The 14,825-nt window shown below is 63.7% G+C and carries 22 protein-coding genes; 15 read left to right on the top strand and 7 right to left on the bottom strand.

The window, feature by feature from the left end; translation table 11 throughout:
• The 7 genes from GLA29479_RS16570 to GLA29479_RS16550 all read right to left on the bottom strand — a co-directional run bounded on the left by GLA29479_RS16570 (position 1) and on the right by GLA29479_RS16550 (position 3,323).
• A complete protein-coding gene (locus GLA29479_RS16570) occupies positions 1-318 on the bottom strand; it encodes a hypothetical protein (protein WP_057972250.1) in 318 nt (105 codons plus the stop codon).
• Between the two features lie 122 nt (positions 319-440).
• Positions 441-803 carry a hypothetical protein gene (locus GLA29479_RS25800; RefSeq protein WP_248842749.1) on the bottom strand — a complete coding sequence of 121 codons (363 nt, stop codon included), beginning with the start codon at positions 801-803 and terminating at the stop codon, positions 441-443.
• Between the two features lie 116 nt (positions 804-919).
• Positions 920-1,612 (bottom strand): DUF3489 domain-containing protein, encoded by a 693-nt coding sequence (locus GLA29479_RS16565; RefSeq protein WP_057972249.1) that lies wholly within the window; start codon positions 1,610-1,612, stop codon positions 920-922.
• 69 nt (positions 1,613-1,681) lie between these two features.
• Positions 1,682-1,912, bottom strand: a complete 231-nt coding sequence (locus GLA29479_RS16560) for a hypothetical protein (protein WP_144436571.1) — start codon at positions 1,910-1,912, stop codon at positions 1,682-1,684.
• Between the two features lie 237 nt (positions 1,913-2,149).
• Entirely contained in the window at positions 2,150-2,281 is a 132-nt protein-coding gene (locus GLA29479_RS25990; RefSeq protein WP_282955852.1) for a hypothetical protein, read from the bottom strand.
• 72 nt (positions 2,282-2,353) lie between these two features.
• Entirely contained in the window at positions 2,354-2,752 is a 399-nt protein-coding gene (locus GLA29479_RS16555) for a hypothetical protein (RefSeq protein WP_057972247.1), read from the bottom strand.
• Positions 2,753-2,933: 181 nt separating this feature from the next.
• Complete coding sequence (locus GLA29479_RS16550) at positions 2,934-3,323, bottom strand: DUF6900 domain-containing protein (protein ID WP_057972246.1); 390 nt, start codon at positions 3,321-3,323, stop codon at positions 2,934-2,936.
• A 254-nt stretch (positions 3,324-3,577) separates the two neighbouring features.
• Between GLA29479_RS16550 and GLA29479_RS16545 the strand changes: the two genes are divergently transcribed.
• From GLA29479_RS16545 to GLA29479_RS16475, 15 genes are all read left to right on the top strand, one after another.
• Positions 3,578-3,835 (top strand): hypothetical protein, encoded by a 258-nt coding sequence (locus GLA29479_RS16545; RefSeq protein WP_057972245.1) that lies wholly within the window; start codon positions 3,578-3,580, stop codon positions 3,833-3,835.
• Between the two features lie 88 nt (positions 3,836-3,923).
• Positions 3,924-4,547 (top strand): hypothetical protein, encoded by a 624-nt coding sequence (locus GLA29479_RS16540; protein ID WP_144436570.1) that lies wholly within the window; start codon positions 3,924-3,926, stop codon positions 4,545-4,547.
• A 134-nt stretch (positions 4,548-4,681) separates the two neighbouring features.
• Positions 4,682-4,930 (top strand): hypothetical protein, encoded by a 249-nt coding sequence (locus GLA29479_RS16535; RefSeq protein WP_057972243.1) that lies wholly within the window; start codon positions 4,682-4,684, stop codon positions 4,928-4,930.
• 904 nt (positions 4,931-5,834) lie between these two features.
• Positions 5,835-6,092: a hypothetical protein gene (locus GLA29479_RS16530; protein WP_057916364.1), complete on the top strand. Its 258-nt coding sequence runs from the start codon at positions 5,835-5,837 to the stop codon at positions 6,090-6,092.
• A 188-nt stretch (positions 6,093-6,280) separates the two neighbouring features.
• Positions 6,281-6,811 carry a hypothetical protein gene (locus GLA29479_RS16525; RefSeq protein ID WP_144436569.1) on the top strand — a complete coding sequence of 177 codons (531 nt, stop codon included), beginning with the start codon at positions 6,281-6,283 and terminating at the stop codon, positions 6,809-6,811.
• A gap of 93 nt (positions 6,812-6,904) precedes the next feature.
• Entirely contained in the window at positions 6,905-7,156 is a 252-nt protein-coding gene (locus GLA29479_RS16520; protein ID WP_057972241.1) for a hypothetical protein, read from the top strand.
• Positions 7,157-7,264: 108 nt separating this feature from the next.
• Positions 7,265-7,813 (top strand): hypothetical protein, encoded by a 549-nt coding sequence (locus tag GLA29479_RS24715; protein ID WP_057972240.1) that lies wholly within the window; start codon positions 7,265-7,267, stop codon positions 7,811-7,813.
• 3 nt (positions 7,814-7,816) lie between these two features.
• A complete protein-coding gene (locus GLA29479_RS16510; protein WP_057972239.1) occupies positions 7,817-9,763 on the top strand; it encodes a phage terminase large subunit family protein in 1,947 nt (648 codons plus the stop codon).
• 64 nt (positions 9,764-9,827) lie between these two features.
• Complete coding sequence (locus GLA29479_RS16505; protein WP_057972238.1) at positions 9,828-10,121, top strand: hypothetical protein; 294 nt, start codon at positions 9,828-9,830, stop codon at positions 10,119-10,121.
• Between the two features lie 100 nt (positions 10,122-10,221).
• Complete coding sequence (locus tag GLA29479_RS16500) at positions 10,222-10,440, top strand: phage head-tail joining protein (RefSeq protein ID WP_057972237.1); 219 nt, start codon at positions 10,222-10,224, stop codon at positions 10,438-10,440.
• Between the two features lie 47 nt (positions 10,441-10,487).
• Entirely contained in the window at positions 10,488-11,936 is a 1,449-nt protein-coding gene (locus GLA29479_RS16495) for a phage portal protein (RefSeq protein ID WP_248842748.1), read from the top strand.
• On the top strand, positions 11,933-13,117 hold the full coding sequence (locus GLA29479_RS16490; RefSeq protein WP_057972235.1) for a S49 family peptidase: 1,185 nt from the start codon (positions 11,933-11,935) through the stop codon (positions 13,115-13,117). The genes GLA29479_RS16495 and GLA29479_RS16490 overlap by 4 nt, the downstream gene beginning before the upstream one ends.
• A 1-nt stretch (position 13,118) precedes the next feature.
• Complete coding sequence (locus tag GLA29479_RS16485) at positions 13,119-13,511, top strand: head decoration protein (RefSeq protein WP_057972234.1); 393 nt, start codon at positions 13,119-13,121, stop codon at positions 13,509-13,511.
• A 3-nt stretch (positions 13,512-13,514) separates the two neighbouring features.
• Complete coding sequence (locus GLA29479_RS16480; RefSeq protein ID WP_248842747.1) at positions 13,515-14,522, top strand: major capsid protein; 1,008 nt, start codon at positions 13,515-13,517, stop codon at positions 14,520-14,522.
• Entirely contained in the window at positions 14,519-14,812 is a 294-nt protein-coding gene (locus tag GLA29479_RS16475; RefSeq protein ID WP_057972233.1) for a hypothetical protein, read from the top strand. The genes GLA29479_RS16480 and GLA29479_RS16475 overlap by 4 nt, the downstream gene beginning before the upstream one ends.
• Positions 14,813-14,825: the final 13 nt, after the last annotated feature.

Raw genomic sequence — 14,825 nt, 5'->3', positions numbered from 1 at the left:
TTACTCCGCCGCCAGCCCAACGGTGTGGGCGTAGTTGGTTCCCTTCGACTTCACGTAGAGCGTCGGGCGGCCCGGGCACCGCACTTCCAGTACCTCGTGGCAGATACCGTCGAAGTTGGCCAGCCAGTCTCGCGCGCGCAGCAGCCGTTTGGCGAACGCGTCGTATTCCTCGGCGGTCAGCTCCTTGACCGCGACGACCAAGGCAAGCTCGGCTCGGACGTTGAGGTCGCCCAGTTCCCGCTGTACCCAATACAGGCTCTCGGCCTTGCGCGTAAATCGGACCATTTGGTTGCGGGGCGCAATGCTCGTCGTGGTCATGTCGGTCTTCCGTGGTGGGCGTGCGGACATGAACGCTTCATTCCCGGAGGAAGCCAAGTCATTAATTGCGGAATCTCGCTGAAACTCCAAGTCATTAACGTGTCAGACGAGAACGGCCGTTCTCAACACAAACGCGGCACACATCCCGGCCAGCTGAATCGGAGAGAAGAGAACCGCCGCGCGGTCGGCGGCGGTGCAGGATTCAAGTTACTTCGTACTCGCCGCTGGCCCCGTTTGTAACGAACTCGGACAGCGCTGCGAATAGGTGTGTAGCAATCCATCCACATGTTGAGGCGGTACACGTCGCGGTAGCTCACCGCATGCCGGGCCTGTTCGTCGGTCAGGCCGATATCCAGTAGGTACTGCGCCATCTCAGCGTCGGTGGACGACTCATCATTGGATAGGGCGTCCTCGACCACAACGAGAATTCGTTCGGGCAGTGAAGCGAACACAGGGTCCGGGCCTTTGATTTCGTGTGGGTGCATCGTTTGTCTCCGTATTGCGGAGCCCATGAACGCTTCGCTACCAGGGAACTCCAGCGGGTCGGCGTCGGTTTCCGAAAGTGGCGACGGCCGGGGCCAATCCCCGGCCGTCAATCAGGTCATTTGGCCTCGTCGCTGCGGCCGGCCCGGTCGTCGTCGGCTTCGGTGCCGGCTTCCGTCGCGATCCGATACACGCGGTCGGCCTTGCCGCTCTTGTCGCTGACGAGCGTGTACCCCTTCTTCTTGAGCGCACCGGCAAAGAATCCGCGCGTGGAGTGCGGCAACCAGCCAGTCACCTCCATCACTTGGGGGATGGTGGCTCCTTCGGGCCGCAGCAACATGGCGACGACTTGCTCGACGCGGTTGGCCTTCGGCTCCTTCGGCGGTTTCGGCGCTTTAGCCGCTTTAGCCGCCTTAGCCGCGACCGGGCTCGGAGCGGGCGCAAGGCTCGTGTCGCCGTCGCTGGTGCAGTCGCCGGTCTCGGGCAGGCTATCGCCGGGTGCACCGACCGGCTCGTCGGCGACGACGCGTTCGGCGACAGTCTCGGCTTCGGTCTCAGTCTCGGCGTCGTCAGCATCGCTGTCGGCTTCCGCCCCTGCCGGCGGCTGCTTGCCGACCGCCTCGTAGCCGAAATCGGTCAGCGCGTGGCCCGCGCCTTCGGCAGCGATGAGGCCGTTGAGCAGCAGGCCGCGCATCACCGCCGAGCGCGCACCGCCACCAAGGTTCTTGGGGAAGCTTTCGACGCGCCCGTCGGTCTCGACGGCAAGTTCAAGGATGGCACGCTGGCTCGGGGTCAATTCGATCTTGGTCATGATGGTTTCCTTAGTGAGTGAGGTGTGTCTGGATAGGCGCGCCCCGTCATTGCAGGGCGCGCGGTTAGATCAGTCGCTGAGCACTTCGCCGATGGCGTTGCGGACGTCGATTTCGCCTTCGGCAATGGCGCAGATGACGTCGTCGGGAAGCTTTTGGAGGAAGAAGGTGGCGCGGCGTTCGATCTCGCGCTGAGCTACCTCTGTCCAGTCCTTCAGCACCGTGAGTTGGGCCAGCGCCGAGGGGGTGCCCGTCTTCATTCCGCTTAAGAAGTCCTTCAGGGTTTGCGTTCCGTCTTGCATGTCTGGCCTCCGTGGCCGTCGTTGGTGTGGCGACATGAACGCTTCCTTCGCCGACGAAGCCAAGCGAATGCAGCGATAAAGAACGATCGTCCTCAGCCTTAGACAGGTGTCGGACAGCTGCGCCGGACAGGAATGAAGACGCCCCCGCTTGGGGGCGTATGTGCTGCGCTTCGGGGAATGAGGTCAGGCGATACGGCGTTGCCGGATGGCGGTCGGAATGAGCAAATCGCAGGCCTTTCACTCAGTCCAGTGGTATGCCAGCAGCTCGATATCCGGGATAGGCAAGGTGACCAGGGCCTCGGCGCGCTGGTCGAGCGACCACTCGCGGGCTTCGCTAAGGATCGGGCGCAGTCCATTGTGTTCACCCATCAGACAATCTGATTGGGACGCGAGCACAAAAGGCGCCGCGATGGGCGCCTTCTGCCTTCCGGCTCGGCTGAATCACCGGCTGCTGAGGGCCTCTTTCGATAGGTGGAGTTCCCGACGCGCGCGGTTCAAGCCGATTCGGTACTCAGCGTTTCCTGGGGTGGTTTGTAGGTGGTCGTCGATGCTTTCGAGCATCTCGTCAAGGTTGGGCTTTAGCATCGGCGCGCTAGCATTTAGTAGGTCGAGGATCTCAGGCACATCGCGTGCCAGCTCTGCCAGATGCACCGCGTGCGCGCCTGCCTCCGCGAGCATCTCGATGATTGCAATGCTATGGGCCGCAATCTCGCCCGCAGCATCGAGCTCGTCGGCGGTAAGCGCGATTCCCGCCCTGCTGACGAGCGCTTCGAGCTCGGTGCGGCATCCCGTAAGGGCGGCCAGGGCGTGGCGAAACCGGAAGGTGTTGTTTGCGTTCATGGTGGCCTCCGTGGCCGTCGTTGGTGTGGCGACATGAACGCTTCCTTCGCCGACGAAGCCAAGCGAAAGCAGCGATAAAGAACGATCGTTCTCAGCCGTAGACAGGTGTCGGACAGCTGCGCCGGACAGGAACGAAAACGCCCCGCTTGGGGGCGTATGTGTTGCGCTTCGGGGAATGAGGTCAAGCGATACGGCGTTGCCGGATGGCGGTCGGAATGAGCAAATCGCAGGCCTTTCGCTCAGTCCAGTGGTATGCCAGCAGCTCGACCTCCGGGATAGGCAAGGTGACCACGGTTTCGGCGCGCTGGTCGAGCGACCACTCGCTGGCTTCGCCTTCTCCGAGCCAGACGCCGCCCAGCATCGTATGTCGCTCCGTGGTAAGCGCGTCGACGTGGCTGCCGTTGGCCGCGCGTACCGCCGCCGCGTAGCCTGCTAAGTAGGCGGCGGTCAGCGCGGCGTCGATGCCCCACACCGAAACGCTATGGAAGTCCAGGCTGTCGCTGCCGCGTGTCTCTAGTATCGCTACATCCAAGTGCTGCTGCGCGATGGTAGCGAGCGTCTTCTTGTTCATGACAGCCTCCGTGGCCGTGCGTGTTGGGTGCACGCATGAACGCTTCCGTTTCGCCGGAAGCCAAGCGAACCCGTCGCCATGTCCAGGTATCCACCGTCGCCAGACAACCGCGGTACAGCTGAGGCCGTTTGATTGTCTGGTAGCTAAACAGAACGGGGGAATGGTCATTCTTCTCTCAACATCCACTTGGCTTCCCGACCGAAGGAAGCGTTCATGTCGTTGCCGCGACGTCGCGGCCAACCAGGAACGACACCATGAACATTGAAATCCCCGACTCGCATCTGTTTCGCACCGCCTTGGTCTTGCACGAAGCTTGCGCAGAACGGCTAGCGGAAATGGGTACGCAGCTCGCCCCGCCGCTGTGTGCCGAGGAATTGGCGGCGGCCAAGCAATTGGCGGCTGGGGCCTGGGGTCTGATTGAGGGCTTGTTCGAAGCGCAAGGGATGCATCTTTCGCTTCAGCTAAACATGGACATGACGATCGAGCATCTGAACAACCTAGCCGACGTCTGACGCAGACCGAGAGCGAACACCCCAGCGCCTTATGGGCGCTGGGGTGTGCCCTCTTCTAGCGATCTGCAAGCGATATGAACGAGCCACTTTGTCCGTCCATCTGCCGACACGCGAACTGGGACGGAGTGCACTTTGCTTTTCCTTGAAAGGAAGCGTTCATGCCGTCGCCGCGCTTGGCGGCGAACGGAAGGACAAAGAAATGGAAGACGTAGAGCGAGCATTCTTTACGCTGGGTACGCTGCCCGGTCGCATCCGATGGTTGGTGGAACAGGCGCCGACGGATCTGGAGTCGCTATGGCGGAATGGCTTTAGCAGAACAGAGGCTTGTACTGCGCTGGCCGGTTTCCTCGAACCCTGGACCCGCCTCGACCGTGCGCGGCGTACGGAACCCGTCGAGCTCTGTGCACGCGTGGCGGCGGCTGATAGCGAACTTCGGGACTGGGAGCAGCGGTTACGAAGCGGGTTCAACCCAATCAAACGTCGGCCCAAGCGGCGCAATGAGGCCGTCGCCAGCGCCCTTGTGCAAACGGCCCACCAGATCGATGGCTTCCTCCTGTGCCGACCGACGCTGACGCCGCGCCAGTGGCTCGAACACGCACTCGCGGTGGCTGAGCGGTTGCACGAATGGCGGCCCGACGACGCCGAATACCAGCACGGAATCAGCTTCGCGCTCAGCGGACTGGAGCAAGCGCTAGGCCAATTGCCGGAGTAGACGCAGATGGCCTGTGCGAACCTGTCGGAGACCTGTCTGAAGTCGAAACGGCGCCGTCATGCTATTGGCTTCTGCTGAAAAGGAAGCGTTCATGTGGACGCCGCAACGATGCGGCGAAACGTAAGAGAGAGACGATGGCGAGTATGTCCAATTGCAGATTCCAGAACACCGCCTCGGGTCTGGCGGACTGCGTGCAGGCCTTGGAAGACATGACAGATGGCGATCCACCCCCGCTGAGTGAAGCGGAGTTGGAGGCGGCACACCGCTTGGTCACCAGTTGCCTGAGCATCGTGCGGCTGTTGGCTGAACGCGGATCGTTGGAGTTTGAGCCCGACATGGATCTCGCTATGGTGCTCGATGATCTGAACCACGCAGCGACCTGATTCGGCGAGAGAGCAGACCCCAGCGCCGAGTCGGCGCTGGGGTGTTCCCTCTTCCAATCCTATCCGTCCACACGCCGTACGGCGTCGGCGATACGCTCAGAACACCTTGATATTCCAGCGGGATGAAGCGTTCATGTCGTCGCCGCACAACGCGGTGAATCCATGGATACATACAATGAGAGACGTCTGTGTGGACGAAATTGTTGCGCATTCCCACTTACAGGGCATGCACAGATGCATCGAGCTACTGTTGCTATCCAACGCCCGGATGTTTGAAGGGCCTAGCCGCGCGCCCTTGGTTGGGTGCTATGCGCTCGCAAGCGCGTTGTCAGCCCACTGCACTTCCCTTCGGGCCAGTCGGCTCGACCCGGAAACGCTGAAATGGTTGCTAAGAGCTTGTAGAGACGAACTGGAGCCACTGGAGAAACCCGTCGGCGAGGGCAATGGTGGGTCTGAGAAGCGCCGCGTCCCTGGCAAGTTTTGCGAAGACGAAGTAGTCCTTCGATGGTTGCATAGCGCGATTGGCCGCTACCTGGACGATCAGGAGCCGCAATCGACGCCACGGCCGGTGCGTCAACTCGAACGTCTTCTGAGGCAGACCGAGTTGCTGACGATTTGGGACATACCGGATGCGGAGTACGAGAAGGGCTTGCGAGCAAGTATTAGGGGATTGAAACGCGCGGTGCGGGCGGCGTTCGGTTCACCGCCACATTGGGGGTAGCTCGACCATCCATACATGCCTGCGATGGCGGGCTAGACCGGCCCGCTTCTGAAACGCTTGCCTGTGGCTTCCTGTCCGTCGGCTGTCTCGTCCCTGCGGTCAGCAAACAAGTCGCTTGGCTTTGTCCCGAACGGAAGCGTTCATGACGACGCCGCACCGACGCGGCGATGCCAAGGAAACGAAATGCCGAACCTGTCGTACTGCCGGTTTCGCAACACGCTCGTGGATCTGAACGAGTGCCAATCGGCGCTGGAGTCGTTGATCCATGATGAGCCGCTGATCCCACTGTCCCGCGAGGAACTGGCCGCCGCGAAAGAACTGGCGAGGACTTGCTTGGGCATCGTGTATTTGTTGTGCGAGGCCGGGGGTGAAGAAATTGCCGACGAGCCGGACATGGCGAAACTGGTCGAGAAGTTCAATAGAGAAGCGGCTGCACCGTAAGTGCGGGAGAACGAAGGCCCCAGCGCCCACCGGGTGCTGGGGCCTTCGTTCTTCCAAAACGTAGTTCAGCAGCTTCCTGTCCGTCCGCTGTCTCGCCATTGATTTCAGTGCAGAAAGCGCTTGGCTTCCTCCCGAACGGAAGCGTTCATCACGACGCCGCACCGACGCGGCTCGATAAGGACAAAGCCATGAACGAGAATGCAGCCTTCGCCGAAGCACAGCTGCGTAGCCTGAGCGATTGTTTGGAACGGATACTGCTGTCCATCACGCCACATGAGGAAGCCGAGAACCGCCTGACGCTCTTCGCCTGCTACGGCCTCGCAAGCGCCCTCGCCGAACGCACCATCACGTTCCGGACCAACCGCCTCGGCGGCGATGTCCTTGAGCGGTTGGTGGAGGGTTGTCGGCAGGAGTTGGCCCCGCTGGAGTTGGATAGTGATGAGGCGAAGGGCAGGCTGGCGAAGCGCCCTGTGCCCAGCGAAATCGGCGAAGACGAGATGACCCTGCGCTGGTTGCTCTCGACCATCGAGCGGTACTTCGAAGGACTGGAGCCGGAGTATGTGGCGCTGCCGGTGCATCAACTCGGGCGCGTCGTGCGCGAGGTCCGATTGATGCAGGTCTGGGATGTCATCGATGCCGAGTACCAGCCAAAGCTCAGGTTAGCCCTGCGTCACTTGGAAACGGCGATCTCGGGTGCGGAATGCGCCCCGCGAAATTGAGTTCGCGAGAACGCCCGAAACTGCTTGGCTTCTGCTCGGAATGAAGCGTTCATGTCGTCGCCGCATCAACGCGGCGCAACGAGGCACGCGACTATGAGTGAACACCGGGACTTTCGCAGTACGGCTAAGCAGTTAGAGCGATTCGAGGTTTGCCTGCATGAGTTACTGCGCTGGGACGACACCTTGCAGCTGGAGTTGGACGACCTATTGGCGGCACGAACAATGGCGTCTAGCTGCTGGGCAATCGTGAAGATGCTGTGCGAGCACGCGCGTATTGAACTGCCGAGCGAACCCGATTGGTTCGCGATTCTGGACGAGGTCAACGAGGCGGCGGCGGTTCCCTAACGCGGAGTGGGAAAACCCCAGCGCCCCATGGGCGCTGGGGTTTGCGTGCTTCGCCTTCACTAACCTCCGCGCCGGGCCCGGCGGGCACCGGATTCGACTGCTTCTATTGTGGGAATTTCCATCCGCGCCTACGGCCGTCATCGGGGCGTGTCGGACACGGCGGTACGCAAAGCCATCACCTCCGGCCGCATCACCGCCGAGGCGGATGGCACCATCAACCCCGCGCGCGCCGACGCCGAGTGGGCGGCTAGCACCCGCGCGCCGGACCCGCCCCTGGCCGTGCCCGCGCGGCAGGCGCGGACGCGCGCGGCAACCGCCGCCGAGGACGATACGGCCGGCATGGCGCCGGTAGGTACCAAGAGCGGCAGCAACACCTACGCGCAGGCTCGCACCGCCAATGAGGTGCTCAAGGCGCAGCACCACAAGCTGCGCATCGCCCAGCTCAAGGGTGAGTTGATCGATCGTGCACAGGCGATGGCGCAGGTGTTCGCGCTGGCGCGGGCCGAGCGCGATGCCTGGCTGAACTGGCCGGCGCGGATCAGCTCGATGCTCGCGGCAGAGCTGGGCATTGACCCACACACCATGCATGTCGCGCTGGAGCGCGAAGTGCGACAGCACCTGACCGAACTCGCGGAGTTCAACGCCCGATTGGACTAATTCTTGTACGACGGCTTCGACCACGTTGAGAAGGCGTGGCGCGATGGCTTGACGCCCGATCCGTTTCTAGACGTGTCCGATTGGGCCGACCGGGATCGGGTGCTGTCGAGCACTTCGTCGTCGGAGCCGGGTCGCTGGCGCACCGCGCGCACGCCGTACCTGCGCGACATCATGAACGACCTGTCGCCGGCCTCGGCGACGGAGCGCGTTGTCTTCATGAAGGGCGCGCAGGTCGGCGGCACCGAGTGCGGCAATAACTGGATCGGCTACGTCATCGCCTGCGCGCCAGGCCCGATGATGGCCGTGGCGCCCACGGTCGAAATGGCCAAGCGCAACTCGAAACAGCGCATCGACCCGCTGATCGAGGAATCGCCGTCGTTGCGTGAGCGTATCGCGCCCTCGCGTGCGCGCGATGCCGGCAACACGATCCTGGCCAAGGAGTTCCGCGGCGGCGTCCTGGTCCTGACCGGGGCGAACAGCGCGGTCGGCCTGCGCTCCATGCCGGTGCGCTACCTCTTTCTGGACGAAGTGGACGGCTACCCGCGCGACGTCGAGGGCGAAGGCGATGCGGTAGCGCTGGCCGAGGCCCGTACCCGTACCTTCACCCGCCGCAAGATCCTGCTGGTCTCGACGCCGACGATTGCCGGCGCCAGCACCATCGAACGCGAGTACCTGGCCTCCGACCAACGCCGGTACTTTGTGCCGTGTCCGCACTGCGCCCACGAGCAATGGCTGCGGTTCGAGCAGCTGCGCTGGACCTGGGGCGACCCGCGGTCTGCGCGCTATATCTGCGAGGCCTGCGAGCAGCCGATCGGTGAGCATCACAAGACCGCAATGCTGGCGGCGGGTCGCTGGATCGCCACGGCGCCGAAGAACAAAGGCAAGACCGCCGGCTACCACTTGTCGTCGCTGTACTCCCCGGTGGGCTGGCGCAGCTGGGCCGACATCGCCGCCGCCTGGGAGTCGGCTCAAGGTTCGGCGACGGCGCTGAAGGCGTTCAAGAACACCGAGCTCGGCGAGACCTGGGAAGAAGAAGGCGAGGCCCCGGATTGGGAACGCCTGCTGGAGCGCCGTGAGGAGTATCGGATCGGTACCGTGCCCGTGGGTGGCTTGTTGCTGACCGGCGGCGCCGACATCCAGAAGGACCGGATCGAGGTGTCGGTCTGGGCTTTTGGCCGGGGTCGCGAGACCTGGCTGGTTGAGCACCGGGTGCTGATGGGCGACACCGCTCGCGCCGCGGTCTGGAATCAGCTGGGCGCGATCCTGTCGGAGCACTGGACCCACGCCAGCGGCGTGCTGCTGCCGTTGACCCGGCTGGGCCTGGATACGGGCTTTGCAACGCAGGAGGCCTATGCCTTCGCGCGCAGTGTCGGCGATCCGCGACTGTTGCCGATGAAAGGCGTCGGCAGCGGCGCCGCATTGATCGGCACTCCGACCGCCGTCGACGTCAGCGTGCCGGGCAAGCGGTTGCGCCGTGGCCTGAAGCTGTTCGCGGTCGCGGGCGGCATCGCCAAACTGGAGTTCTACAACGCCCTGCGTTTGTCGATCGAGATCGGTCCGGACGGGCAGCCGGCATTTCCGGCCGGCTACGTCCATCTGCCGAAGATCGACGGCGAATTCTTGCAGCAGTTGACGGCCGAACACTTGATCAGCCGCCGGGACCGCCACGGCTACCCCGTTCGGACGTGGGAGAAGCGACGGGATCGGAACGAGGCGTTGGACTGCTACGTCATGGCACGCGCCGCGGCTATGCAGGCGGGCGTCGATCGCTTCGAGGAGCGGCATTGGGTCGAGCTCGAGCGAAGTCTAAAGATCGTGAAGAACTGTGCATCAGTGGACACTGAGCCGTTGAGGGATATCCCCCATAGCCACACGATTACAGGAGCCAGTACCGTCGCATCCAGGCATCGATCGCGCAGGCTGGTGCGAAGCCAATGGCTCGGTGCATGATGGGTGGTGCCAATCGGCGGGAGCCGATAGGACGGCGCACATAGAATACTCAAGGAGCGGACTCATGATCCCGACATTCTTCAAGGGCAGTACCGACGTCAAGGACATGCTGCAAGACCTGGTGGACGACGGATTGATCGGGATTCAAGGCGGGCGGGTTGAGGTTCGTAAGCGTCTGAGTGAGCTGGACGCCCTGCTAAGACGAGAAGGGCTGCGGGGCTACAACACCGCCACCAGCATCAATCACCCCGATACCGAAATCGGCGTGGCGTTCTATATGGATCTGTTTACCTTCAACGAAGCGCGCGCCTCATTGCTTCGTGGATATGAGCTCCTGAACCGCCAGCCGGTCCGGTAGCGCGAGAGGAGCCCGACCCTGCGGTCGAGGCGCGAATACCCCCTCATGAAAGAAGCCGCCCGCTGGGCGGCTTCGTCGTTTCTGTCTCTCGATTTTCTCAATGTCTGATCTTCCCTATACCCATGAGCAGCTCAAAGCGCTCAGGGCGGCGCTTGCCCGCGGCGAGCGCCGCGTCAGCTTCGGCGACCGCCTGGTCGAGTACCGCAGCGTCGATGAACTGCTGGCCGCGATCCGCGAGATCGAAGCCGCGCTCGCCGGCACCGAAAGCCAGCCACGCCGCGTCCGCCGTTTGCGGGTGACCACGAACAAAGGATTCTGATGAGTTGGTGGTCCCGCCTCCGAACCTCGATGTTCGGAGGCTCGCCCGTGCATGAAGCATCGGGCTACGGCCGTCGCTCGACCGCCTGGCAACCCAGCAACCCGGGTGCCGTGGCTGCGTTGCTGGCGACCGGCGACGCGTTGCGGGTGCGCTCGCGCGACCTGGTCCGCCGCAACGCTTGGGCCAATGCCGCGGTCGAAGCGTTCGTCGCAAACGCGGTCGGCACGGGCATCAAGCCGCAGTCCTTGCTCGCTGATCAACCGCAACGCGAAGCGTTGCAAGCGCTGTGGCGGGATTGGTGCGACGAGGCCGATGCGGCCGGGCTGACCGATCTGTATGGCCTGCAAGCCCTGGCCTGCCGCGCGCTGCTGGAGGGGGGCGAGTGCCTGGTGCGCTTGCGTCCGCGTCGTGACGAAGACGGCCTGGTCGTGCCGCTCCAATTGCAGGTGCTCGAACCCGAGCACCTGCCGATGTCGCTTAATCGGGAGGAGCCGAACGGCAACCTGACCCGGGCCGGCATCGAGTTCGATCGGCTCGGTCGACGCGTGGCGTACCACCTGTATCTGTCACACCCGCAGGACGGGGCGATGGCGCCGATGTCGCGCCATGGCGGGATGGAAACGTTCCGGGTGCCGGCGTCGGAGATCCTCCATATCTTCCGGCCGCTGCGCCCGGGGCAGATCCGTGGAGAGCCGTGGTTGGCGCGCGCGCTGGTCAAGCTCAACGAGCTGGACCAGTACGACGACGCCGAGTTGGTTCGCAAGAAGACCGCCGCGATGTTCGCCGGCTTCATCACCCGAGACGGCCCAGAAGACCCCTTACCCGGCGACGGGCCGCCCGACGAATCCGGCAATGCACCGCTCGGTTTGGAACCGGGCACGTTACAGATTCTGGAGGCCGGCGAGAACGTCACTTTCTCGCAGCCGGCCGATGTGGGGTCGAGCTACGACCCGTTCCTGCGCGCCCAGTTCCGCGCCGTCGCCGCCGCGATTGGCATCACCTACGAGCAGCTGACCGGCGACCTGTCGGGGGTGAACTACTCGTCGATCCGGGCCGGCCTACTCGAATTTCGGCGCCGCTGCGAAATGGTCCAGCACGCGGTGCTGGTCTATCAGCTGTGCCGGCCGATCTGGAATGCGTTCGTCGATGCGGCAGTGCTGTCGGGTGCGATCGAACTGCCCGGCTACCGGCGGCGTAAGCGCGAATACCGCGTCTGCAAATGGGTGCCGCAGGGCTGGAGCTGGGTCGATCCGGAGAAGGAGTTCAACGCGATGATCCTGGCCATCCGGGCGGGGCTCCTTTCGCGCTCCGAAGCCATCGCCAGTTCCGGCTACGACGCCGAGACCATCGACCGCGAGATTGCCGCCGATGCGGAACGGGCCGATGCGCTCGGCCTGGTCTTCGACACCGATCCCCGTGTCGTCGCCCGCAACGGCGTCAAGCACGCCCTACCGCCGGCTGACACGCCGGCCCTCGAATCGAAACCTACGCCATGACCGGACTGCCCCACCTAGCGGCGCGCGTATTCAACACGCCGCTGCTCATTCAACGCGCCAAGTTAGAGGTGATCCTGGGCGTGCTGGCGCCGAAGTTCGAGTTGCAAACGGTGCCCCCCCCGCAAATGGCGCCGCCGGGTCCGACACCTCCATCCACCCTGCCGACACAGAACGGCATTTTCGTCCTTCCGGTCCACGGCACCCTGGTGCAGCGGACCGTTGGATTAGACGCGCTGTCTGGGTTGACCAGCTACCAGTCGATCGCACGCCGGTTAGATGCGGCGTTGGCCGACGAGTCGGTCCGCGGCATTGTTCTCGACATCGACAGCCCCGGCGGCGAAGCCGCGGGCGTGTTCGACCTGGCCGACCAGATCCATGCGGCCCGAACCCGCAAGCCGATCTGGGCCGTGGCCAACGACGCCGCCTTCTCGGCTGCGTACGCGATCGCCAGTGCCGCCGACCGCGTATTCCTGACGCGCACCGCCGGTGTCGGTTCGATCGGCGTCATCGCCTTGCACGTCGATCAGTCGCAGTCGGATACGAACGCGGGGTTGAAGTTCACCCCAATCCACGCGGGTGCGCGCAAGAACGACGGCACCCCGCATGGTCCGCTGACCGATGAGGCCCGCAACTCGATCCAGACCGAGGTCAACCGCCTCCACGAACTGTTTGTCCTGACCGTCGCCGACCAGCGCGGTCTCAGCGCCGAGGCCGTACGCAAGACCGAAGCGGCGCTGTACTTCGGTCAGGACGCCATCAACGTCGGCCTGGCCGATCGCCTCGGCACGCTTAGCGATGCCGTACAGCAAATGCACACCGAACTCGACGCCACCGCGCGTCTTCCTTTCATGGAGACCCCCACGATGTCCACTCCCGAAGCGACGGCGCCGGCCGTCGTTGATCTTGACGCTGCCCACGCACAAGTCCGCGGCGACGCCCTGGCTATCGCCGAGCTGTGCGAGTTGGCCGGCCAGCCGCAGATGACCGCGACCCTGCTCGCCGAAGGTGTTACCCCCGCCATCGCACGCCAGCGCTTGCTCGCGGCCAAAGCCAATTCCGCAGAGATCACCAGCCACTTGTCGCCGAGCGCGCCGATGGCGACCACTGCGGTCTCGCTCGACGACAACCCGTTGATCAATGCCGTTAAGGCGCGCGCCGCAGCCGCGCGAAAGGAGCGCTGAGATGCGACTGACCACGTACCCGCCGGTCCACGAGGGTCAGAACTTGGGCGATCTGCTCAAGTTCGAAGCCGACAACCTCTATTCGCGTGACCAAGTCACCGTCGCCGCGGATCAGGTGCTCAAGCTCGGTCACGTCGTCGGTCGCCTGACTGCGACCGGCGAGATTGCCGCGCTCGATCCGCTGGCCACCGATGGCCGAGAGATCGCCGCCGGTGTCGCCATCGTGCCGATTACGACCACCACCGACCCGAGTCCGGACGGCCTGATCGTCGCCCGGCTCGCAACGGTCGCAGACCACGCCTTGGTCTGGCCGATCCGAGCCACCCCTGAACAACGCGCCGCCGCCACTGCGCAGCTGCGCGGTATCGGCGTCCTCGTGCGCCGTGGAGTCTGATCCATGTCGATGAATAACCCGTTCCACAACCCCGCGTTCTCGATGAGCGCGCTGACCACCGCGATCAACATCCTCCCGAACCAGTACGGCCGTCTGGACGAACTGAATCTGTTCCCGGTCAAGCCGGTGCGCACGCGGCAGGTCACGGTCGAGGAGCGCAATGGCGTGCTGTCGCTGCTGCCCACCCAGCCGGTCGGCTCGCCGGGCACGGTCGGCAAGCGCGGCAAGCGTGCCCTTCGCGCCTTCAACGTCCCGCATATCCCGCATGACGACGTGGTGTTGCCTGAAGAGGTGATTGGCGTTCGCGCCTTTGGCTCGGAGAGCGAGCTGCAAACGGTCGCGGGTGTGATGGCCGACCACCTCCAGACAATGCGCAATAAGCACTCGATCACGCTCGAACACCTGCGGATCGGCGCGCTCAAGGGCGTCATCCTCGACGCGGACGGCAGCGAGCTCGCAAACCTGTTCGACATCTTCAATATCACGCCGAAGACGTTCGAGTTCCAACTGGCTGATCCGAAGACCGATGTGCGCGCCAAGTGCATCGAACTGAAGCGCTACATGAGCAAGTCGCTTCAAGGCGAGCGCATGAGCGGCATCCATGTGCTCGTGTCGAGTGAGTTCTATGACTTGCTCACCGCACACCCGAAAGTGCAGGAGGCCTACCAGCGTTGGCAGGAAGGCGCCGCACTGCGCGACGACATGCGCTCGGACTTCCGCTTCGCCGGGGTTCGATTCGAGGAATATGCCGGCGAAGCCAGCGATGCCGAGGGGAATACCCGGCGCTTCATCGAAGTGGGCGAGGCGCATGCCTTTCCGCTGGGCACCTTGGACACCTTCGCGACCTACGTGGCACCGGCTGACTTCAACGAGAGCGTCAATACCCTGGGCCAATTGCTTTACAGCAAGCAGGCACCGCGCAAGTTTGACCGCGGCACCGACTTGCATACCCAATCGAACCCGCTGCCGATGTGTCATCGTCCGGCGCTTCTGCCCAAGCTCAAAGCATGACGTCTTCGTTCGAGGTAATGGACGATGTACTCTTCGAGACGCTCGGCGTCGTCGCGCGGATTGAACGCGATGGCGGTCACACGGTGAGATCGCATATTTTGGTGCGCGACGGCGTCGAGCGTCTCGGAGAGTTCCAGCAGGTCGTCGGCCGATCCCGCCATGTGCTGGCCCGGAATCGGGAGTGGGTGTTCAGGCGCGGCGACGTCGTCGCGCTATCCGATCGTACCCAGATGGTCGAGGCGATGGTCAAGGACGACGGCCTGGTCAACGAAGCCGTCCTGCATGGCTAGTCCCGCCTCCAGC

It is taken from the genome of Lysobacter antibioticus (assembly GCF_001442535.1).
Lineage (GTDB): Bacteria > Pseudomonadota > Gammaproteobacteria > Xanthomonadales > Xanthomonadaceae > Lysobacter > Lysobacter antibioticus.
This window is presented reverse-complemented; position numbering and strand designations above follow the sequence as displayed.